Source organism: Bradyrhizobium sp. AZCC 1719, from assembly GCF_036924525.1.
Classification (GTDB): domain Bacteria; phylum Pseudomonadota; class Alphaproteobacteria; order Rhizobiales; family Xanthobacteraceae; genus Bradyrhizobium.
In genome coordinates this window covers 924078-945315 of sequence record NZ_JAZHRU010000001.1, presented here as the reverse complement: position 1 = coordinate 945315, position 21238 = coordinate 924078, and the positions used below count along the sequence as shown (strand labels likewise).

Below are 21238 nucleotides of genomic sequence, written 5' to 3'. Positions count from 1 at the left end.
GCAGCCCGCGCAAGTGTAACCCCGTGGCAGTTTTTTGCGACACCCATGTTCATGGGGCGGGAGTTTTACGAGATTCGAGGGAGGCGAAAGGAGCCGAAAAGGCCTATACGATTGCCTCTCAACGAGGCCACCGAAATGCCGAATCCTCCTAAAAATGTACCGCCGACAAAAGTCGGTTCCGAGCCCGGCCGCCTTGCCGTCACGCCCGAGGACATCGCGGCTGCGGGCGCGTCCATTGCCGGGTCGGTCCTCGTTACCGAATGCGACCAGAGCCGGACGCTGAGCGAGATCTGCGGCTGCAATCTTTGGCTCAAATTCGAGAATCTGCAGTTCACCTCGACCTTCAAGGAGCGCGGCGCGCTCAACCGGCTGCTGGCGCTGTCACCGGAGGAGCGGCGGCGCGGCGTGATCGCGATGTCGGCCGGCAACCACGCGCAGGGCGTGGCCTATCATGCGAGCCAGCTCGGGATTCCCGCAGCCATCGTGATGCCGGTCGGTACCCCAATGGTGAAGATCGAGAACACGCGGCGTCATGGCGCGAACACGATCATCTCCGGCAAGACGCTGGAAGAGGCCGGCGAATTCGCCCGCACGCATGGCGAGGCGCACGGCATGATCATGATCCATCCGTACGACGATCCCTTGATCATCGCGGGGCAGGGCACCATCGCGGTCGAAATGCTGCGGGCCGCGCCGCAGCTCGATACGCTGGTGGTGCCGATCGGCGGTGGCGGGCTGATTTCCGGCATGGCGGTTGCGGCCAAATCGCTGAAGCCGGATCTGCAGATCATAGGCGTGCAGGCACAGCTCTATCCCTCGATGTACAACGCCATCAAGGGCGATCGTCTGCCGATGCGCGGCGATACGCTCGCTGAGGGTATTGCGGTGAAGGTGCCGGGCCGGATCACCACCGAAATCATCCGCCGTCTCGTCGACGACATCGTGCTCGTCACCGAAGACCAGATCGAGCGCGCGGTGGCGATGCTGATCGCGATCGAAAAGACCGTGGTCGAGGGCGCCGGCGCGGCGGGCCTTGCCGCGGTGCTGGCCGCGCCGGAGCGCTTTGCCGGCCGCAATGTCGGCCTTGTGCTAACCGGCGGCAACATCGATACCCGGCTGATCGCCTCCGTGCTGACCCGCGAACTCGCGCGCGAGGGCCGACTGACGCAGATTGCCATCGACATCGTCGACCGGCCCGGCCAGCTCGCCGCCGTCTCGGCGCTGCTCGCCGAAGCCGGCGCCAACATCATCGAAGTCTCGCACCAGCGAACCTTCTCCGACCTGCCCGCCAAGGGCACCTTGCTCGAAGTCGTCATCGAAACCCGCGACCGCGCGCATCTGGATGAGGTGATGAAGCGGCTCGGCGAAGCGGGATATGTCGCTTGGTTGCCGGGGCGGCGGTGAGTGACTATCGCGTCGCGGATTTGCTTGCACGAAAGCCGGCGCTTGAAAGCGAGGTGCCATCTTTCTACGATGAAGGCATGGCACGAGAGATTCCCATTCTAACTAGCGATCGCCTGATCCTTCGTAAGCCACATGCGGAAGACATAGAGGCTCGCCTCAGGCTAGGGACACATAGGGAAATTGTGGAAGCCTATGGCGCTACGTTCGATCCCGCTGCCGCCTTCACTCGCAACCATGCGGAATCGCTGATCGCTTTCATCGAGAGCCAGGAATATGCTTGGGTAATCGACGTTAAGGGCTTTATCGGCCATATCCGTTTTTTCGGACTGAATCAGCGCGACCAACGGGCATCGCTGGCGATCGGTATCGAAGATCCGGCGCATCTCGGAAAAGGCTATGGTTCCGAAGCCATTCGCCTGGCTCTGAATTACATCTTCTCAATTGGATTTCATCGGATATCCGTGCGCGTGCTGGCGAGCAATGATCGTGCGATCGCGTGCTACCGCAAGTGTGGTTTCATGATCGAGGGCCGCGAACGCGAAGCGGCGTTCGTTGATGGACAATGGCAGGACGATATCCTTATGGGCGTGCTGGATCGGGAGCTGATTCTCACAAGCTGATTGACGATCCGGCCCGGGCGCGGATCACTTGCTGCAAGTTCTCTGTCGACGCTCGCTCGTAGGTACTTATTTTATCATCCCTGGCCAGCACACACGCATACTTGTCGCGCGCTCCCAGCCGCCAGCGGGCTGCGGTCAAAATCGCCAAAGCGCTCGATGAGGCGCAAGCCACCTGATGCTACTAGCAACGGCATCTCTTGCGGAAAGATGTTTCGCATCTGCAAACGCGTTTTCCAGAAATCCTTCTTTGCCGATGTCGACCAATACCAATCCACATGACTGATTTGGGTGAGAGGTTCGTATCTGAGAGCCTCCTCGACGATTATGTTGCCTGAGTGTCATGGACAATCGCTCCGACCAGTTGGCGCCTGTCAGGATCGCTGCTGAGCATGGCCACATTCGGGAAGAAAGCGTCGAACACAAGCCTGCCCTTCGGTGATAGGTGCCGTGCCACCGATTGAAAAAAGCCCCTGAAATCGTCCGAGCTGTGCAGGTGCAGAACCGAATTCACGGCAACAATGATGGTGTCGAAGGTGCGTCCCTTAAGGTCGAAATGGCGCATGTCCAACTGCACCAGATCGAGCTGGACCGACTGAGCCTCGGCGGAACGTCGCGCACGCTCGAGCATCTTGGCGGATAGATCGCCTCCAGTCACTCGTAGGCCTGATCGGGCCAGCGGAATGGTGAGACGACCGCTTCCACACGCGAGATCGAGGACGCGACCACCTCGTTCGCGAGCCGTCTCGACGTAGAAGCGTTCCATGGCCGGATCGCGCGGCGCTATCAAGTCGTACAGATCGGGGCGATCGTAGAGGCCGTTCTGTTCCATGAGAAATGCTCGCGTTGATCCGCATAAGGCTTAGGCGCTAATGAGTCCGTCCCTCAATTCACCAGCCGCACCGCGCCTGCCTCGCTGACGTCATAGCCGCCGAGCTCGCCTGCGCGATCGCGGAAGCTTGACCCGCGCATGAACTCGAACAGCGCCTGCGGTCCCTTCATGAAATAGTCGCGCTGCCGCATCACCAGATCAAAACGCTCCCAGACGAGCGGCAGGAAATCGAGCCCTGCCGATTTCGCCACGCTTCGCGTGGCGATGCCGCAATCGATGCGGCCGGCGCGGATGGCTTGCGCGATATCGGGGCCGGTCGGGAAGGAGGGTTTTGTAAGTTTCAGATCGTCGAGCGTGATGCCCGCGCGGGCGAGTAGCGCGAGCAGCAGCAATTGCGCGCCGGCGCCGGGCGGGCGTTGCGCCATGCGTGCGCGTGATGTCGCGATCGAGGCCATGTCGCTTAGATCAAGCGGATTGCCTGACGCGACCAGAATGCCCTGCTCGCGCCGCGCAAAGCCGAGCACGACCGCATCGTGGAGACCCGGCGCGTCGGCGACCGCCTCGACATTGGCTCTCTCGTCATCGCCGTCGAGCCGGTGCAGATGGATAGCCGCGACCATCACCTCGCCACGCGTCAGCCGGCGCAGGCCTTCCTCGCTGCCTTCGGCAAGGCTGGCGAGGCCGGAATTGCTCTCACGCAAGCCCCACTCCAGCAGCGGATCGTGGCTGCCGCCGACGATCGGCGGCGCGACCTGTGCCAGGCCAGCAGGCGCAATGAGTCCGGCGGACACCCAGCGATCCAGCGCCGTGCGCGGAAACAGCCAGCGCCCGGTCACCTTGCTGCAGGGCACTTCGCGGTTCGCCACCAGCTCGTAGAGCTTGCGCTCGGAGAGGCGAAGATAATCCGCCGCTTCGTCGGTCGTGAGGAGCTCCGGCATCGGCACCAATATGCATCAGAGTGCAAGTATTACAGAAATTGACCATATCGTCGCTATCTGCGCAAGATGTCCGTGCGCTCGTTGGAATTACAAATGCCAGACGACCCGTCCGCCCTTCAACTTGTCCTCAGCGGCGATCCCGCGCTGTTCGCGATCGTGCGGCTGTCGCTCTATGTGAGCCTGTCTGCGGTGGCGCTGGCCGCGCTGATCGGCATTCCCTTGGGCGCCTGGATCGCGCTGACGAGATTTCCCGGCCGCCAGGGCGTCATCGTCCTGCTCAACGCCTTGATGGGCCTGCCGCCGGTCGTTGTCGGCCTCGCGGTGTATCTCGCGCTGTCGCGCTCCGGGCCGCTCGGCGGGTTCGGCCTGTTGTTCACCCCGAGCGCCATGATCGTCGCGCAGACCGTGCTGGTCACGCCGATCATCGCTGCGTTGACGCGCCAGACCATCGAGGATCTCTGGCTCGAATACCGCGACGAACTCACCGCGATGAACCTCGGGGCCCTCGGCCGCGTCATGGCGCTGATCTGGGACGCGCGCTTCAGCCTGGTCACCGCGCTGCTCGCCGGCTTCGGCCGCGCAGCCGCGGAGGTCGGCGCCATCATCATCGTCGGCGGCAACATCGAAGGCTTCACCCGCACCATGACGACGGCGATTGCGCTGGAGACTTCCAAAGGCGACCTGCCGCTCGCGGTCGGCCTCGGCCTCGTGCTGATTTCGATCGTGATCACCGTCAACGCGCTGGCCTGGAGCGTGCGCCGCGCCGGCGAGCGATTGGCGGGATGACCATGCGCGCGCCTTCGAGCGAACTGCCGATCCAATTCCATGGCGTGACGGTTACGGCTGGCGGGGTCACGATCCTCGACGACATCGCGCTCACGCTGGCGCCGGGCCCGCCCACGGTATTGATCGGCCCCAACGGCTCGGGCAAATCGACGATGCTGCGTCTCGCGATGGGGCTGCTCGCGCCGTCGCGCGGGCGCATCACCTGGGGCGGGCTCGAACATGTCCCGCCGCTCAAGCGCGCGATCGTGTTTCAGCGCCCGGCGATGCTCCGGCGCAGCGCTAGCGCCAATCTCCGTTTTGCGCTCCGCGCCGCCGGCATCGCGCGCGCGGAGCATGCGCGACGCATAGCCGAGTTGCTCGAACTGGTCGGCTTGCACGCGCTCGCCGACCGCGCGGCGCGAAGGCTCTCCGGCGGCGAGCAGCAGCGGCTGGCGCTGGCGCGCGCGCTCGCGCGCGATCCGGCGGTGCTGTTTTTGGACGAGCCGACCGCGAGCCTCGATCCCATCGCCACCAAGGCGGTGGAAGACATCATTCGCACTGTGAGCGAGCGCAACATCAAGGTCGTGATGGCGACCCATGATCTCGGCGAAGCGCGCAGGCTCGCCGGCGAAGTCGTCATGCTTCACCGCGGCCGTATTGTCGAAACCGGTGCAGCCGCAGCGTTCTTCGACGCGCCGCAAACCGCGGAGGCGAGGGCGTTCCTTGCCGGCGAACTATTGATTTAGCGCATGATCCGGACCCGGAGGGCCACGTGAGTGCAAAGTGGTCACCGGCTTTCCGAAAAGATCATGCGCAAACTAAAGAAAGAGGAAGCAAATGAAGATGCTCACCCGCCGCTTGCTGGTTGCGGCGACCGCCGCCCTCGCATTCGCAAGCCACGCCATCGCGCAGGATAAATCGATCGTAGTGGCCTCGACCACCTCGACGCAGGATTCCGGCCTGTTCGCTCACATCCTGCCGATGTTCAAGGCCAGGACCGGCATCGACGTGAAGGTGGTGGCGCAGGGCACGGGACAAGCGCTCGATACCGGCCGCCGCGGCGATGCCGACGTCGTGTTCGTCCACGCCAAACCTGCGGAAGAGAAATTCGTGTCCGAAGGTTTTGGCGTCAGGCGCCATCCCGTGATGTACAACGATTTCATCCTGATCGGGCCGAAGAGCGATCCCGCCGGCATCAAGGGTTCGAAGGACATCGTTGCTGCGGTCTCCGCGATCAAGGCCAAGGCTGCCGATTTCATCTCGCGCGGCGACAAGTCCGGCACGCATCAGGCCGAGCTCAATCTCTGGAAGGTCGCCGGCATCGACATCGCCAAGGACAGGGGCCCCTGGTACAAGGAGATCGGGCAGGGCATGGGCGCTGCGCTCAACACCGCCTCGGCCTCGAACGCCTATGTGCTCGCCGATCGCGGCACCTGGTTGTCGTTCAAGAATCGTGGCGACCTCGGAATTGCCGTCGAAGGCGACAAGCGCCTGTTCAACCAGTACGGCGTCATGCTGGTGAATCCGGAAAAGCATCCGAGCGTCAAGAAGGATCTCGGCCAGCGATTCATCGACTGGCTGGTATCACCAGAGGGACAGAAGGCGATCGCTGGCTACAAGATCAGCGGCGAGCAGTTATTCTATCCCAACGCCAGCGATTCCGGCGCGTGATGCGCGGCTGTCGAAGGAACTGCCGTTCATATTCATGAATGTTTGTTCAAGGAGCTGTCGCAGACGTAATGTCGCAGACAGGAACGTGCGCGTGTTGCGGTGATTAGACTCGGTAGAGTCGACACAATCACTGGAGTTCGATGATGAAGAAACTAGCCATCGTATTTGCCGTTGGTGCTGCTGCGCTGATCGGCGGTTCCGCCGCCAACGCCGCCGACAATGCGGTGAAGGCGAAACCTTCGACGGATACCGTGCAGTCTTCCACTGACTTCAGCGCCCATCGCCGCCACTGGCGTCATCGGCACTGGGGTTACCACCGGCACTATCGCCCGTACTACGATAGCTACGGCTACTACGCGCCGCGCCGGTACGGCTACTACGGCGGTCCCCGCTATTACGGCGGCGGTCCCGGCGTAACCTTCAGCTTCGGCACCGGCCGCTGGTAAGACAGGCCGGCGAGACAAAAAGCCCGCAGCAATGCGGGCTTTTTTTCGCGTATCAACTGGCAAGTACCCGAGCCTACAATTCCCGCGATGCCTTCGATGACTTTGTCCGGTTGCCGCTGCCGGCGGCCGACGCAACGCGGGTAGCGGATTGCTTGCCGGGCTTCCGTGTCGCAGCCTTTGCTGCCAGCCGGGTTACCCGGGTTTTTGCATTCCGGAACGCCGTACGTACGGCCCTTGCGGTTCGGCTTGCAACAACTCGCCGCTTTTTAAGAGCCGCGTGGCTCTCTTCGGCAACATCAGCCTTTAGCACCATTCCGCTGATGGAAGGCGCCAGATCGACCGGAATTTCGGCGATCTGGTCTTCCTTCGACAGGCCACCGACTCCTTCACATGGCGCCTTATCCGGAAGGTCCGTCGGCATGTGGACAGTATTGTTTGCGTCCGTCCAGGCCTCCGCCTTGTTGCCGGTAATGATCTTGACGTAAGCGCGCGTTTCCTTCGGCAAGGCGCCGCGCCGCGATAGCCACTTCGCGATCCTGCCGCCGCCCGCGTTGTACGCTGCCGCCGCAAGCCCGAGATTTCCGAACTGATCATGAAGCTTGCGAAGAAATCTTGCCGACGCAGGAATCGCCTGCAGCGGATCGAACGGGTCTTTCAAGCCCATTTCGACCGCCGTTCGCGGCATGAATTGCGCAATGCCCTGCGCGCCTGCCGAACTGACCTCCGCCGCTTTAAACCTGCTTTCCTGCCAGAGCAGGCGCACGAGAAACCCGATCGGAATATCGTGTTCCTCGGCGGCAGTCCTGACCGCCTCGCAGATCGGGTTCGCTGGCGCGGCCTCCTCCTTTATCGAGGCGACCGCATGAGCCGCGGCATCTGCTGTCGTTGCCGACTCGTACGGCGCCGTGACGACGTTTGTTGCGCCCGGTTCTTGTGAATGCTCAACCGACGCGGTCACAGTTCCTGTGTGAGAATTCGACGTCGTGGCAGGTTCCGATTGCGCTTCGGCAACAACGAAAGATAGTCCCGATACTGACCTGATGTTGGAACTTTCAAAATCCACCGCGACTACGAACACAGCAATCACGGCGGCGAAAAGATATCGCATCAACTTCCATCCATTTGTGAGAAGGCCGGTCGGATAGAAGTTGGATGTGGAGATTTCGCGGATGAACTACGGCAGAGCAGTGTTCTTTGTGGCCGTAATTCTACCGAGGGGAACTTTCAGAAATGCGCGTTCCTGGGCCGGTCGCCTACATCGCTCTTTACGCCGCGTTGTACGCGGCGTTCGGCGTGGCATCGCCGTTCTGGCCGAAGTTTTTTGAAACCAGAGCGCTGACGTTCGAGCAGATCGGCTTGATACTGGCGGCTGCGTTGCTTGCGCGTCTTGTCGCCGGTCCACTCGTCGGGATGTTTGCAGACTTCCTGCAATCGCTGCGCCTCGTGCTCGCATTCTGCGCCGCCCTGGCAGCAGCAACGGCTGTGGCGTTGCTGCCGGCCGATGGCTTCTGGCTGTTGCTGCTTCTGGCGCTGGTTCAAGCCGTGGCATTGGCTCCTACGACGTCGATAGCCGACGCGTTGTCGGTCAACGCGGCCAGGCCGCAGATCGCGGGGCGGCTGTTCGAATATGGCTGGATCCGCGGTTCGGCATCGGCGGCTTTCGTCTGCGGTACGCTGCTCATCGGGCAACTCATCACGTCTACTGACCTGACGCGTGTGATCTGGCTGAACGCAGCCCTGCTTGTCGCTGCCGCTGGGGCAACCGCGCTGGTGCCCAGGGTTTCAGCTCCATCCGCGCCGCATACCGACACATCGCAGCTTGCGAGCGAGGTTCGTGGACTCCTTGGGATCGCGCGATTCCGAATCCTGATCCTCGTCTCGGCTCTGATCTATGGCAGCCACGCCATGCATGACGCCTTTGCGGTGATCCGATGGAGCAATGCCGGAATAGACACCTCCGTCATAAGCGTCTTGTGGTCGGAGGCCGTCGCCGCGGAAGTCATCGTGTTCTTTCTGATCGGCCCGGCCTTGCTCAACCGGTTCGGCGCGCGTGGTGCAGCGGCGTTGGCGGCAGCAGGTGGAATCATCCGCTGGTCGGTTGCGGGGACGACGACTTCCGTCGTGGCGCTTGCGATGGTGCAGCCGCTGCACGGATTGACGTTCGCACTGCTGCATCTTTCTTGCATGCGGTTGATGGCAGCTCTTGTCCCCGCCAGAATGGCCGCAACGGCTCAGGCAATCTATGCGTTTGGTTCAGGCGTGGTGACGGCCGCACTAACGCTGCTTTCTGGGCTTTTCTATGCCAGGTATGGCGGAGGGGCGTTCGTTGCGATGGCGGTGCTTTGCGGCCTCGCGTTGCCGCTCGCCTGGTTTGGCTTTACCGATGCTCGGGATATCTCTGCCCGCGCACGCTGAGTTACGGTAGAATCCGCGTCGCGAAAAACAGGTCGATCTCTCTCGAAGGTTTGCCAATTGGTCTCGGAAAGCGATCTAGAGGTTACTCTCGATGCCGTCAGGGCCGGCGCTGCCGGGTCGGCTGAGGGCATTTTTGGCCCGGCGTCGATGACGTGGCGGATCGACAGGGAAGCCGTGATCTTTCTGGGAGCCGGGCGCGCCTTGCTGCTTCAACTTGCGCATCCCTGGGTCGCGACCGCTATTGCCGAGCACTCGCGCACCTTTACCGATCCGGTCGGCCGCTTTCATCGAACGTTTGAGCTGATGTTCACAATGGTGTTCGGTTCGCTCGATGGCGCGACTGCCGCGGCCCGGCGTCTGCATCGGCGGCACGCGATGATCTCCGGCGTGTTGCCCGAAACGGCCGGCCGCTTCGACGAGGGGTCATCCTACAATGCCAACGACATCGCCGCGCTGCGCTGGGTTCACGCCACCCTCGTCGAAACTGCCGCCATCGCGCACGACCTCGTCTTGCCTCCGCTCTCGCCCGAAGAGCGCGAGCAATATTGGGCCGAAAGCCGGCTGTTCGGCGCATTGTTCGGGCTGAGACCTGCGGACCTGCCGGCGGATTGGTCATCCTTCGCCGACTACAACGCCGCGATGGCTCGATCGGATACCTTGTCCGTCAGCACCGCGGCGCGTGACGTGGCCCACCACATCTTGACCGGTGCACGTCCGTGGTTGCGGCCGCCGCGCTGGTACGTGGCTCTGAGCGCACAGATGTTGCCCGAGCGGCTGCGCACAGGCTTCGGCTTCGATCTCGACGAACGCGATCAGAAGGCCGCGGATCGCGCGCTCAAGTGGATACGCCGCCTATATCCGCACCTGCCGACCCGCCTCCGCTACGTCGGCCCCTATCACGAAGCGCAGGCGCGGCTGCAGGGAAAGCCGCGGCTCGAGCTGGCCACCCGGTGGCTCAATCGGGCGTGGACCGGACGACCGCGGCTGGATGACAGGCAGGAGAAGTGAGGCCGATGGGCATCGGCGTATCATTGCGGTAAGAGATCTGCCCGCCGACGATTCTTGAAACAAACCCTGCAGAACCGGATTTTGATATTGATGGACGAGGACGACCCGAGTGACGAGATTTCGCGGATCGAAGCGCGGCTCGAGGAGCTGGCCGAGATCGCCGAGCGCTGCCGCAAGATCACGCTGGTTTCGAAGTCGGTAATCGCTGCTGGAGCCGGATTGATGCTCGTCACGATGCTTGGCCTGCTCGGGTCCAATCAGGTCGCCGCGCTCGGCTCGATTGCCGCGGTGCTGGGCGGCATCGTGTCGCTCGGCTCGAACGTCAGCACCTTGCGGCAGACCATGGCCGCCATCAGCGAAGCCGAGGCGCTTCGTTCCGATCTGATCGGCAGGATCGACCTTCGCGTGGTCGGCGACGAGGTCGCAATCAAGCCGCAAGCGTAAACGCCTCGTGCACGGAGGACTGGACCGCGCCGCCCGTCACCGCGCCTCCGCCGGCAACGTAGATGGTATCGCCGATCGTGGTGGCGCCGACCGCGTGCCGCGGTGTCAGCATCGGCGCATGGGACTGCCAGGTGTTCTCTTTCGGATCGTAACTCTCCATCTGACCGAATACGACGCCTTGCGAGATCTGGCCTCTATCCTGCACGCCGTATTCGCCGCCCATAGCGAACAAGCGGTCGCGGTAGACGACGAGGCCATGGCCCGAACGCGCCGTAGGCAGCGGCGCGCGCTCCTTCCAGGTGTCTGATACGGGCAGGTAAACGTGATGAAGATCGGTGTTGTATTCGAAGGTGTTGAAGCGACCGCCGATGATATGGATCATGCCGTTATAGGCGACGGCGCCGACATGGTCGCGCGCGGCGGGGAGCGCTTTCCGGATTTCCCACTTGTCGGTTTGCGGATCATAGACCTCATGCCAGCCGACGCTGGCGCGCTCGTTGGTGGGCGCGCCGGCGCCGCCGATAAGATGGATCTTACCATCGAGTGCGACTGCCGCGGCAGCGCCACGCGAGCGCGGCAAGGGCGCGATCGTCGTCCACTTGTCGGCAGCCACGTCGTAGAAAAACGCATTCGGATCCGGATTGCGATTCTGCTCGATGAATCCACCGAGCGCGTAGACACGCCCCGCATCCGCCACGACGGCAACATGGTTGGCGCCGCGCGGCAATGGCGCGGCGTTGAACCATCGGTCGTCCTTCGGATCGTAGACATGATGATAGGCGCGATCGACACGGCCTTCGCCATAGCCGCCGACAATATGCATGCGCCCCGCCCAGGCGGTGGCCCAGGCCATTTCGCTTCGCGGCAGCGGCAACGCCGCCTTCGGCGTCCAGCGCCCCTGCGGGCCCTGCGGCGCCGGACTGTCCACCTTTCGCTGGGCGATCTGCTCGGTGGTGAGGTGATGTGGCGTGCCACCCTGAAGCCGGGCGAACGGATCGGAGGAGGGCGCTGCTTCAGGCAGCGCTGTGCCTGACGGCGTGCCATGGCCCGCATGCTGGGCGAGCGCCGGCACGCAACCGACTGTCGCGCCGGCAACCACGGCAACGAAAGCTCTCCTGTTCAGACGCGGCAGATCGGATGTCGACGACATGAGAGCTCCTCAGCTAAAGTGGCTGGATCATCAAAGGTTGTAACAAAGCCTAGCCCGGTCAAGACAACAAAGCCGGGAACTGTCGCGCCGATGCACTCAATTGCAGGTGATGCTTGACGGGACTTGGCTGACGGGACTTGGCGTGACGGGGTGGCCCCGGATCCTGCTTTGACAGGTCCGCGCTGACCTGATCCATTTCCTTGATTGAAAGTTACGAGGCATTTCGTACCAGTGAGGAGCCGGCCCCATGAAAGAACGGGAACTTCGAGACCTGATTGCAGACGTCAAGACCGGCCGGCTGTCGCGGCGGACCTTTGTCCAGCGAATGATCGCCGCAGGTCTTACGGCGCCGATGGCCGGGATGATGCTGAGCCATTCGGGTGTCGCGATGGCTGCGACCGCACTTCCCTACAAGCCGACCAAGGCCGGCGGCGGCGGCGTGCTGAAACTGATGTATTGGCAGGCCATCACCCTGCTCAATCCTCATTTCGCCGTCGGCACCAAGGACCAGGAAGGCTGCCGGATCTTTTACGAGCCGCTGGCGGGATGGGATGGCGACGGCAATCTGGTCCCGATCCTCGCTGCCGAGGTTCCTAGCAAGGAGAATCATGGATTGTCCGAGGACGGCCGCTCGGTGGTCTGGAAGCTGAAACGCGGCGTCAAATGGCATGACGGCATGCCGTTCACGGCCGACGATGTCGTCTTCACCTGGGAATATGCCAAAACACCGGAGACCGCGGCGGTCTCGATTGCCAACTACAAGGACATTACGGTCGAGAAGATCGACGAGTTCACCGTCCGCCTCACCTTTGCCAAGCCGACTCCGTTCTGGGCCGATGCCTTTGTTGGCAATTACGGCATGATCATCCCGAAGCATCTGTTCAAGGATTACGTCGGCGCCAAGTCGCGCGAGGCGCCGAACAATCTGAAGCCGGTCGGCACCGGCCCCTATCTGTTCGCGGATTTCAAGCCGGGCGACATGCTCCGCGGCAAGATCAATCCCAACTACCACGTCGCCAACCGGCCGCATTTCGATGAGGTGGAGGTCAAGGGCGGCGGCGACGCGGTGTCGGCGGCGCGCGCGGTGCTGCAGTCCGGCGAATACGACTATGCCTGGAACATGCTGGTCGAAGAGGATATCCTGCTGAGGCTGGAAGCCGCCGGAAAGGGCAGGGTGAACATCACCCCGTCTGGCAATGTCGAATTCATACAGCTCAACTCGACTGATCCCGCGGTCGAGGTCGACGGCGAGCGCGCCAGCATCAAGACCAAACATCCGCTGTTCAGCGATCCGGCCGTGCGCCAGGCCATCAATCTCCTGATCGATCGCGCGTCGATCGAGAAACACATCTATGGCCGCACGGCGCGGGCTACCGCGAACTTCCTCAACAACCCGGAACGCTTCCGGTCGAAGAACACCAAATTCGAGTTCAACATCGAGAAGGCCAACCAGATCCTCGAGGCCGCCGGCTGGAAAAAGGGCGGCGACGGCATTCGCGCCAAGGACGGCAAGCGGCTGAAGTTCGTGTTCCAGACCTCGATCAATGCGCCCAGGCAGAAGACCCAGGCCATCGTCAAGCAGGCGTGCCAGAAAGCGGGCATCGACGTCGAACTGAAGTCGGTGGTGGGATCGGTGTTCTTCTCCTCCGACGCCGCCAATCCCGACACCTACACGCATTTCTACTGCGACGCGCAGATGTACAACACCACCATGCCGCAGGCCGATCCGCAGTTCTTCATGAACCAGTATGTGTCGTGGCAGGTGGCGAACAAGGAAAACAAGTGGCAGGGGCGCAATGTCTCGCGCTGGCAAAGCAAGGAATACGACGAGATCTACAAGCAGGCCGAGCGGGAGCTCGACGCGGTGAAGCGCGCGGCGCTGTTCATCAAGCTCAACGACCTCGTCGTGTCAGACAATCACATCCAACCCATCGTCTCCCGCACCCGGGTCGCCGCGCTCGGCGGCAAGCTGACCGCGCATATCTCCGGCTGGGACAACGATCTGTGGCAGCTCGCGAGCTGGTATCGGGAGGCGTGAGAGCGGAACATCGGATGTGCCGGTGTAGACAATTACTGTGCTCCTAAATCGCAGGTGATGCCAGCAAAGGCAGGAATTACGGTCAGCACTGGACTGCACCCCTGGAATGAGACACAGATAATTTCTGTGACAGTGCGGGAGGTCGCAACCGCAAGGCATGGATTCTACCGTTGGCGGCCGTCCGAGACGATGGCCCGCCCAATGCCTTGCATCGCCAGATGACGGAAAATGGCGTTCGCCTCGGAAGGCGCCAGTTTCGGCCGCTTCTCGAGGCACCATGTCAGTGTTGTCAGAAACGTGCCTACAACGAATTGCAGCATCAGTTCGCGCGGCACCGCACCATCGTCGCCGATCGTCGTCAATTCCTCCTTCACCAGTTCGGAAAGGACGCGGCGGATTTCGTTGACGGCGATGCTGCTGCCCTTTCCTCCCAACATGGCACGATAAACATCCCGGTAGGCGCAAGCATGCTCGAACATCGCGAGGCTGAATGTCAGTGGCGGATCCTGCTCGCCGCCATGCCGCACGCCTTGTCGTGCGGCTTTCAACTCGCTGCGAAGCCGCTCGAAGCCGCCGCGGAGGAGAGCGTCCTTGCTGCGGTAGTGGGCGTAGAAAGTTGCGCGGCCAATATCGGCCTCGTCGATGATCTCCTGCACGGTTAGGGCATCAAAGCCCTTGCGCATGATCAGCCGGATCAGTGCCTCGTGAAGCGTTCGCCGCGTGCGCGCGACGCGCCGGTCGATCTCTCCCATTTCTCACCTTTTCCGGACTCGTGCCGTCGATCGTTCGGTAACGAACGGCGGGTCACGGGCTGTCTGTTGTTCCGAACATGATGTTCACTATCATACGCCGGGTTCGGTTGTGGCGCAGCAGCAAATGCTCCGGGAGGTCATCATGCTCGATATCGTCGCGGCGATTTTTGCCACCGCGTATTGCGCGGCTCAGGCGGGTCTGTTGATTGGCCCTGCGTTCCTTCGCGGAGCAACCAAGATTGCCCTTTTTGCTGCGACGGCGGCGTGGCTCGCAGCCGTCGTCGCAGTCTATGGACTGGGAGTCCTCTCGCCCGGGGCTCTTGGCCCGTTTCCGGTCAACCTCGTGCCATTCACCCTTTTTCTTGCGATCCTGTTTGGAGCCTGGGTGCTGATCCCGCAGGCGCGCGACGCATTGCTGTCGGTTCCAATGCCAGCCCTGGTGGCGGTGCATGCCGGCCGTGTCGCCGGCGTGTTCTTCTTGCTTCTCTATTTCGACGGGCGGCTATCGGCGCCGTTCGCGCCGGTCGCCGCTATTGGCGACATCATTACGGGCGCCATAGCGCTCTTGCTCGTGCCGTTGCTGGTACTTGGGGTCAAAATGCCGAAGCTATGGCTCGGCGCCTGGAACGCGTTCGGACTGCTCGATCTGCTTACCGCTCTCACTCTTGCGATGCTGTCAGTCCCCGGCACACCATTCCGCGTGTTCACGGAAGGGCCGGGCACGCTCGTCATGGGGACGTTGCCCTGGATCTTCGTGCCCGCGATGCTGGTTCCTGTCGATCTCCTGGTCCACGTTGTGATCATGACCAAGCTCAGGTCTGCCCCTCGTGTGCTCGGGGCGATGGCGATGGCTAGTTGAGCGTACGAGTGCACTCGTAATAGAAGCCCATCATCTCCCGGACCCGGGTCGCAGCGGCCGGCGGCAAGCTGGCAGCTCGCGAGCTGGTATCGGGAGGCGTGAGAGCGGGCTTCTGATGTGCCGGCGATCACGATTCTACGCTAATGCCGTCAGCTTGTCTGGTCATGCGAGCAAGCAGCCGCTCGATCATCCCCGGCGTGACCAAAGCTCAAGCCGATCGAGGATGCTTAGGAGCTCGGTGCCCTTGAGCGAGAGCGAGTAGGTCACGCGCCGTGGGAATGCAACGGTTGGGGAGCGCAGCACCAAGCCTCGATTTTCAAGCCCATCCAGACGCTCGGAAAGCACCTTCGGAGATACGCCCGGTAGAAGCTCGGCCAGCTCTCCGTGCCGTTTCGGACCGTCCTTCAGGTGCCAGAGCACAAGCGCGTTCCACCGGTGGCCCAGGAAGGCCAGCCAATCCTCGACCGGGCAATCTGCCGGGCGACGCGGTTGCGGATTGTCGAGTTCTAATCGTAGCGCAGCAGATGACAATGCAGCTTCCTTCCCGTTTGGTTAGCACTGAAGGGGTGTGTTTCTTTCCTTCTCCCAACAACGAGGAGATGAGACATGACCGCGACTGAGCCAGCCCAGATGAATGAGGCATTCGCTCAAGCCTTCAACAGCCGTAACATAGACAATCTGCTCGCGCTTTACGAGGTGGATGCCGTCCTGCGCGTGGATGGAAGCGAGCGAAGTCTGATAGGGCTCGACGCGATCGCTGGTGAGTTGCAGGGCCTGCTGCAAGCATCCGGCACAATGACGTCGCGCAATAACTTTTGCGTTCAGCACAGTGACGTCGCTCTGCTGCGCGCAGATTGGGAACTGCGCGCCCAGGACGGCTCCATCGTGGCGTCCGGCAGCTCGGCCGAACTGGTCCGCCGCCAGTCAGATGGCACCTGGCGCTACGTCATCGACCACGCAGTGGGCGCCGCCCTGCCACGCGTCAGCTAAGTGAAGGGCTATCATGGTCAGAACTACGGTGACAGCAACTAAATCGCAGATGATGCCAGCGAAGGCGTGACGCGCGAGTAGAGTGCGCGGTCACCGAATGCTGATGGCGTGCCATGGCCCGCATGCTGGGCCGGCGCCGGCGCGCAACCGACCGTCGCGCCGGCAGCCGCGAGAACGGCGGCCGATGCACCTAATTGCAGGTGACCTGCATCACAACTGTTAGCTAGCTCACACGTGAAGGCTGCAAAACGATGTAGGCTCTTCACGTTTCGCCGTGAGCCATCATGCTCCGGCTGCGCAAGCGAATATCGATAGTACGGACAGCGCGTCCGGCCGGTTGTCACTGGCCGCGACGATCGGATCATCATGCCGAAAGGGCAGATCTGGGCCGGCCAATGAGCAACAAACCGAGGCCGAGGACGCAGCGATCGGTGAAGAGGAAACTGGCAACAGGCACACAAACGGGGGAGCGCGCAATGGGTCAAATCGGCAGGTCTACCGATCCTTCAACCGCTGATAACCGCGACGACGTTGCAGGCAGCGAGGTCGCTTCGTTCCGCTACAACAATCCCGGCGCACAATATCCCAGCGCGCGCGCCGCGCGCTTCGGCCAGACCGGCTATGGCATCATCGGTGGCGGCCACAAGATCGCGCGCTTTCCCTCGCCGGTGAACGGCGCTGCCTCGAACTTCGACCTGTTGTCGCGCAGCTATGTCGGCATGCGGATCGGCGAGGCCGGAACGAAGTGGACCGGCCGACACGGTTTCGGCGTGCCCGGCTATGACGCGAACGCCATCCTGACGAAGGAGATGGTCGACGATGCCGTGCAGGCCATTGCCCTGCTGAAAGCCATCGCAGGCCGCGAGTCGGGCAAAGGCAATAACCTGACCGAGGAGCAGTGGCGTCAGGCCCATCAAATGTACAAGGCCGGCAGCGCCGACGCCTTCTTCGACGGTCTGCCGGCCATAGCCGTTGCCCAGCCGCCCGCGAGCGGTGTGCCCTCGGGTGCGGGCCTGGTGCAGCGCGCCCGCGCGCATATCGGCGAGCAATACGTCAACACCCAGGTGCCGAAGGACGATCCGCATTGGCATGGCCCGTGGGACTGCGCCGAGTTCGTCTCATGGCTGGTCTATCAGGAAGCCGGCACGCTTTACGGCTGCGTCGACCACACGGCACAGCCGGCCAAGGCCGATGCCTATACCGGTGCCTGGAAGGCTGACCTCGAGCGGCTAGGCAAGCGCGTTTCGGTGGAGGAGGCGGCGGCGACCGTCGGCGGCATCGTGCTCCGCTATCCGCCGGGTCCCGGCAAGATGGGCCACATCGCGGTATGCGACGGCAACGGCGGCACCATCGAGGCCAAGGGACGGCGTTACGGCGTGGTGGCCGACACGGTGCATGGCCGCGGCTGGCACACCGGCATCCTGATTCCTGGCATCTCCTATGACAATGCCGCGCCGATCAAGGTCAGCCCGCCGGCCGTCATCTACGAGGTCGGTGCGCCGAACATGGATATGGCCGTGGTTGCGCGCATCCAGGCGGCGCTGGCCGCCAAGGGCTTCGATCCCGGTCTGATCGACGGCGAGTTCGGATTGAACACGCAAGCTGCCGTGCTGCGTTTCCAGGAAGCCGAGGGCATGGTCGTCGATGGCGCGGTCGGGCCGGAGACGGCGGCAGCGCTCGGCGTCTCGCTCGGGGTCGAAACCGTCAAGCCCGGCGTTACGGTCGCGGAGACGGGTCCCGCCGCTGGCGCTGCCGCGCTCGACCTGCAGCAACTGCTCCCGCTCATTCTCATGTTGCTATCGAAGGAGAAACCGATGGCCGCCGATCCAGCCAAGCCGGGCCAAGGCCTCGAACTGCTGCTGCCGCTGATTCTGCAGTCGGCGCTTACCGGCAAGCAACTCGACATCACGCAGCTTCTTACCGTGCTTGCGACCGGCAAGCCCGTTGCGATGCCGGCGGTCACGCCGATCGCGAATGCGCCGGTGCTCGCGCAACCGGTCAACACTGTCCCGGCGCCGGTCGTCTCGCAGCCGGTAACGCCGCAACAGCCTGGCGCCGCGGCGGCGCCGGTCGATCTCATCACCGTGTTGATGCCGCTGCTCTACGAGCGGCTGACCGGCAAGCCGCTTCCGGGCACCGAAAAGCCGGACAAGCCCGCCGAGCCACTCGCGCCGGCCATGACGCGGCCGAGCGTACAGCTTTCTGCCGGCGTGCTCGGTATCGTTACCCTGCTGCAGTCGGCCGGCATTCTCAATTTGCCCTTCAATTTGGGAGCGATCGCCGGCCAGGCGCCAAGCACAACCGCGCCGGTTTCAGGCTCGACGATGGCGACCTTGATTCCGATCATCACCGGCGTAATCGGCGCCACCGGCGGCTTCGGCGCGCTGGGTGGGATTGCATCGAAGCTGTTGGGCGGACTGCTCGGCGCGTTCGGGAAGAAGTGAGCGGATATGATACCTGGTCCTGTGCGCAGATTGCTGTCTAGTGTTGCTCGGGAGCTGAGCTCGCCGCTGGTGTCATGACACCCGTGGCGCGTTGAACCTTTCGGTCCGCGCCAAGACACATCCTCGCCTACAACAATGTTTGCCGCAGCGCGCGTCTTTTCATGGAAGATCCTGCAGTTTTTCTCAGCCGTATTGCCAAGTTCGTCCTGATACCGGTTGGCCTGCTGCTATTGCTCGGAGCGGGCTTCAGTGTCTGGTCAACAAAAACATGGATTGAACGCGCTCTTGAAACGCCCGGGTCGGTGATCGAGATGGTGCGCCTGCGCGACAGCGAGGATAAGGGCTACCTGTTTGCGCCAGTCGTGCGCTTCCAGACGAGGGACGGTCGCACCATTGAATTTCAGTCCGGGCTGCGCAGCAATCCGCCGGCTTACCGCACCGGTCAAACCGTCTCGGTTCTCTACGATCCCGATGTACCCGAATCGGCTGCGATCCGGGGCGTGTTTTCCCTTTGGCTGATGCCGATCATCCTGGCTTTCATCGGGTCGATCTTCCTGATCGTCGCAACGGCCATGATCGTGCTGATCAAGAGGGTGTCGCGGGCTTTCGGCGCACCATTGCACGTCATTGATGTAGCCAGCCCGCCAAGACACGACGCTGGGCTCAAGAGGTCATGACCTCGTTTCCATCCTGGTATCGGCGCGCTTGCGGACCGAGGTTTGGCCTGGCGTATTTGCTCGTGCTGGCCACACTGCTGCCTGTCGCCAGGGCATCGCTGGCCGCACCTTCCGACAACCGCGCAAATCTATGGAACACCTGCCGCAATAACGACGGCGAGGCGGGACTCACCGCCTGCATGGCGATCATCAACACCCGCGGCATACCGGCGCGCGAACGTGCGACCGCCTACTATAACCGTTGCTACAATTACATCATTCGGCACGACTATCGGAACGCACTGGCGAATTGCGACAGGTCGCTTGAAGACAATCCGGGCTATTTCGACGCCTGGCTCAATCGGACGGTGATCCGCAGCGGACTCGGTCAGTTCGACCTCGCGGTAAAAGACGCGACGAAGGCGCTCGCGGTAGCACGTACCGATGCCGACCGTGCCGGCACCCTGCGCAATCGCGCCGCGGCGCTGGTGCGAAGCGGTCGCATTACCGAGAGCCGTGCCGACCTGGACCAGGCGGCCAAGCTACAGCCCGGCGAGACCTACAACTTCATCATGCAGGCTGACTTCTTGCTGCAGATCGGCCGTGCGGAAGAGGCGCTCGCCCAGGTCGGGAAGGCTCGCGCGCGCAAGAGCGCGCCCGGCTATTCGCAGACGAAGACCGCTGCGGATATTGGCCTGTTGCACGGCAAGAGCCTGGTGGCGCTGAAACGCAACTCGGAAGCCCTGACAGTATTGGACGCGCTATTGAAGGTCGATCCGAACAATGCTGAAGCGTTCGCCCTCAAGAGCGTGGCGGCGTCTCGGACGAACAATCTTGCGGCCGCTCGCGATGCGCTGGCCGCCGTACGCCGCCTGCCGCTCTCCAGTGTCGATGCTGCCGATGTGTTCCGCGAGGCGGAGCAGCTTCTGCGCGAACTGGATGGCGCCATGGCTCCGCGCCCTGAAGATCCGGCGCAGCCGGCACGGGAGCGGACCAATCGGATCGCGCTGGTAATCGGCAATGGCGCCTATCAGAATGTAATGCCGCTCACGAACGCCGGCCGCGACGCGGAAGCGTTGGCGGCGGAATTCAATGCGCTCGGCTTCCGCAAGGTGACGCTGCTGCGCGACGTGACACGTGAGCAAATGTTCGCCGCCCTGCGCATGTTCGCGAAGGAAGCCGAGACGTCCGATTGGGCCGTAATCTATTTTGCCGGCCACGGGCTCGAGATGGGCGGCGTCAACTGGCTCGCGCCTGTTGATGCGCAGTTCAAGACCGATCGCGACGTGCGCCTCGAAGCGGTGTCGATCGACGAACTGAGCGCGGCAATCGAAGGCGCCCGAGGACTGCGTCTCATCGTGCTGGATGCGTGCCGCAACAATCCGTTTGCGCCGCAGATGCGCTTTACCAACAGCACGCGTTCGCTCGGAACGGGGCTGGCACGGGTGGAGCCCGAGGGCGGGACCATGGTCGCCTATGCGGCGAAAGCTGGCCAGGTGGCGCATGACGGTGACGACGGTAATAGCCCGTTCATGAAAGCGCTGCTCAAGCGGCTGAAGCAGCCGGGGTTGGAGATTTCCATGCTCTTCCGCTTCGTGCGCGATGACGTAATGGCCGCAACCGGTCGGCAGCAGGAGCCATTTGTGTATGGCTCGCTTCCGAGCGAACCATTTTATTTCCGTACAGCCGCGACTGCTTCGCGGTGAGGCGAGACGCCACGCCGAACGGCGGCAAAAGGCAGGGCTGCGTTACCCGTGGAATTTGGCGATACGGACTGCCGCGCGTCGGCAGTCACTCTCAAAAAGCGGC

General features: G+C 62.7%; 21 protein-coding genes. 15 read left to right on the top strand and 6 right to left on the bottom strand.

All coding sequences use genetic code 11. The annotated features are described in order from the left end of the window. Positions 1–135: 135 nt before the first annotated feature. Positions 136–1404, top strand: coding sequence for a threonine ammonia-lyase (locus tag V1292_RS04525; RefSeq protein ID WP_334370595.1), 1269 nt, complete (start codon positions 136–138; stop codon positions 1402–1404). Continuing rightward, positions 1401–2024 (top strand): GNAT family N-acetyltransferase, encoded by a 624-nt coding sequence (locus V1292_RS04520; protein WP_334370593.1) that lies wholly within the window; start codon positions 1401–1403, stop codon positions 2022–2024. The genes V1292_RS04525 and V1292_RS04520 overlap by 4 nt, the downstream gene beginning before the upstream one ends. A 322-nt stretch (positions 2025–2346) precedes the next feature. Here V1292_RS04520 and V1292_RS04515 read toward each other — a convergent pair whose 3' ends face one another. Both V1292_RS04515 and V1292_RS04510 read right to left on the bottom strand, forming a co-directional pair. After that, the gene (locus V1292_RS04515; RefSeq protein WP_334370591.1) at positions 2347–2853 is read right to left on the bottom strand and encodes a class I SAM-dependent methyltransferase; all 507 of its coding nucleotides are present in this window, start codon (positions 2851–2853) and stop codon (positions 2347–2349) included. Between the two features lie 53 nt (positions 2854–2906). Then, entirely contained in the window at positions 2907–3791 is an 885-nt protein-coding gene (locus V1292_RS04510; RefSeq protein ID WP_334370589.1) for a helix-turn-helix transcriptional regulator, read from the bottom strand. A 93-nt stretch (positions 3792–3884) separates the two neighbouring features. Here V1292_RS04510 and V1292_RS04505 point away from each other — a divergent pair, with 93 nt between their 5' ends. From V1292_RS04505 to V1292_RS04490, 4 genes are all read left to right on the top strand, one after another. Next, positions 3885–4577 (top strand): ABC transporter permease, encoded by a 693-nt coding sequence (locus tag V1292_RS04505; RefSeq protein WP_334370588.1) that lies wholly within the window; start codon positions 3885–3887, stop codon positions 4575–4577. Positions 4578–4579: 2 nt separating this feature from the next. After that, positions 4580–5302: an ABC transporter ATP-binding protein gene (locus tag V1292_RS04500; RefSeq protein ID WP_334370586.1), complete on the top strand. Its 723-nt coding sequence runs from the start codon at positions 4580–4582 to the stop codon at positions 5300–5302. Between the two features lie 97 nt (positions 5303–5399). Next, positions 5400–6227 (top strand): substrate-binding domain-containing protein, encoded by an 828-nt coding sequence (locus V1292_RS04495; RefSeq protein WP_334376938.1) that lies wholly within the window; start codon positions 5400–5402, stop codon positions 6225–6227. Positions 6228–6370: 143 nt separating this feature from the next. Then, positions 6371–6673 (top strand): hypothetical protein, encoded by a 303-nt coding sequence (locus tag V1292_RS04490; RefSeq protein WP_334370585.1) that lies wholly within the window; start codon positions 6371–6373, stop codon positions 6671–6673. A 73-nt stretch (positions 6674–6746) separates the two neighbouring features. On the opposite strand, the gene V1292_RS04485 is transcribed toward V1292_RS04490, so the two are convergent. Continuing rightward, positions 6747–7760, bottom strand: coding sequence for a lytic transglycosylase domain-containing protein (locus tag V1292_RS04485; RefSeq protein ID WP_334370584.1), 1014 nt, complete (start codon positions 7758–7760; stop codon positions 6747–6749). A gap of 143 nt (positions 7761–7903) precedes the next feature. Here V1292_RS04485 and V1292_RS04480 point away from each other — a divergent pair, with 143 nt between their 5' ends. The 3 genes from V1292_RS04480 to V1292_RS04470 all read left to right on the top strand — a co-directional run bounded on the left by V1292_RS04480 (position 7904) and on the right by V1292_RS04470 (position 10540). After that, positions 7904–9088: an MFS transporter gene (locus V1292_RS04480; RefSeq protein ID WP_334370583.1), complete on the top strand. Its 1185-nt coding sequence runs from the start codon at positions 7904–7906 to the stop codon at positions 9086–9088. 57 nt (positions 9089–9145) lie between these two features. Then, entirely contained in the window at positions 9146–10096 is a 951-nt protein-coding gene (locus V1292_RS04475) for an oxygenase MpaB family protein (protein ID WP_334370582.1), read from the top strand. 90 nt (positions 10097–10186) lie between these two features. Beyond that, a complete protein-coding gene (locus tag V1292_RS04470; RefSeq protein WP_334370581.1) occupies positions 10187–10540 on the top strand; it encodes a hypothetical protein in 354 nt (117 codons plus the stop codon). Here V1292_RS04470 and V1292_RS04465 read toward each other — a convergent pair. Continuing rightward, a complete protein-coding gene (locus V1292_RS04465; protein WP_334370579.1) occupies positions 10524–11690 on the bottom strand; it encodes a Kelch repeat-containing protein in 1167 nt (388 codons plus the stop codon). The two genes, V1292_RS04470 and V1292_RS04465, sit on opposite strands and share 17 nt — an antisense overlap. Positions 11691–11937: 247 nt before the next feature. Between V1292_RS04465 and V1292_RS04460 the strand changes: the two genes are divergently transcribed. Next, positions 11938–13728 carry a peptide ABC transporter substrate-binding protein gene (locus V1292_RS04460; protein ID WP_334370578.1) on the top strand — a complete coding sequence of 597 codons (1791 nt, stop codon included), beginning with the start codon at positions 11938–11940 and terminating at the stop codon, positions 13726–13728. A 164-nt stretch (positions 13729–13892) separates the two neighbouring features. Here V1292_RS04460 and V1292_RS04455 read toward each other — a convergent pair whose 3' ends face one another. Continuing rightward, positions 13893–14480, bottom strand: a complete 588-nt coding sequence (locus tag V1292_RS04455) for a TetR/AcrR family transcriptional regulator (protein WP_334370577.1) — start codon at positions 14478–14480, stop codon at positions 13893–13895. Positions 14481–14622: 142 nt separating this feature from the next. Between V1292_RS04455 and V1292_RS04450 the strand changes: the two genes are divergently transcribed. Further along, entirely contained in the window at positions 14623–15339 is a 717-nt protein-coding gene (locus tag V1292_RS04450; RefSeq protein WP_334370575.1) for a hypothetical protein, read from the top strand. A 186-nt stretch (positions 15340–15525) separates the two neighbouring features. Here the strand turns inward: V1292_RS04450 and V1292_RS04445 are convergent, their stop codons facing one another. Beyond that, positions 15526–15870 (bottom strand): winged helix-turn-helix transcriptional regulator, encoded by a 345-nt coding sequence (locus tag V1292_RS04445; protein WP_334370573.1) that lies wholly within the window; start codon positions 15868–15870, stop codon positions 15526–15528. Positions 15871–15945: 75 nt separating this feature from the next. On the opposite strand from V1292_RS04445, the gene V1292_RS04440 reads away from it, so the two are divergent. The 4 genes from V1292_RS04440 (at position 15946) to V1292_RS04425 (ending at position 21135) form a co-directional block, all read left to right on the top strand. Continuing rightward, a complete protein-coding gene (locus tag V1292_RS04440; protein ID WP_334370571.1) occupies positions 15946–16329 on the top strand; it encodes a YybH family protein in 384 nt (127 codons plus the stop codon). Positions 16330–16805: 476 nt separating this feature from the next. Further along, entirely contained in the window at positions 16806–18773 is a 1968-nt protein-coding gene (locus tag V1292_RS04435) for a C40 family peptidase (RefSeq protein ID WP_334370570.1), read from the top strand. A 161-nt stretch (positions 18774–18934) separates the two neighbouring features. Continuing rightward, positions 18935–19450 (top strand): DUF3592 domain-containing protein, encoded by a 516-nt coding sequence (locus tag V1292_RS04430; protein WP_334370568.1) that lies wholly within the window; start codon positions 18935–18937, stop codon positions 19448–19450. Continuing rightward, positions 19447–21135 (top strand): caspase family protein, encoded by a 1689-nt coding sequence (locus V1292_RS04425; protein WP_334370567.1) that lies wholly within the window; start codon positions 19447–19449, stop codon positions 21133–21135. Before V1292_RS04430 ends, V1292_RS04425 begins: the two co-directional genes overlap by 4 nt. Positions 21136–21238 lie beyond the last annotated feature (103 nt).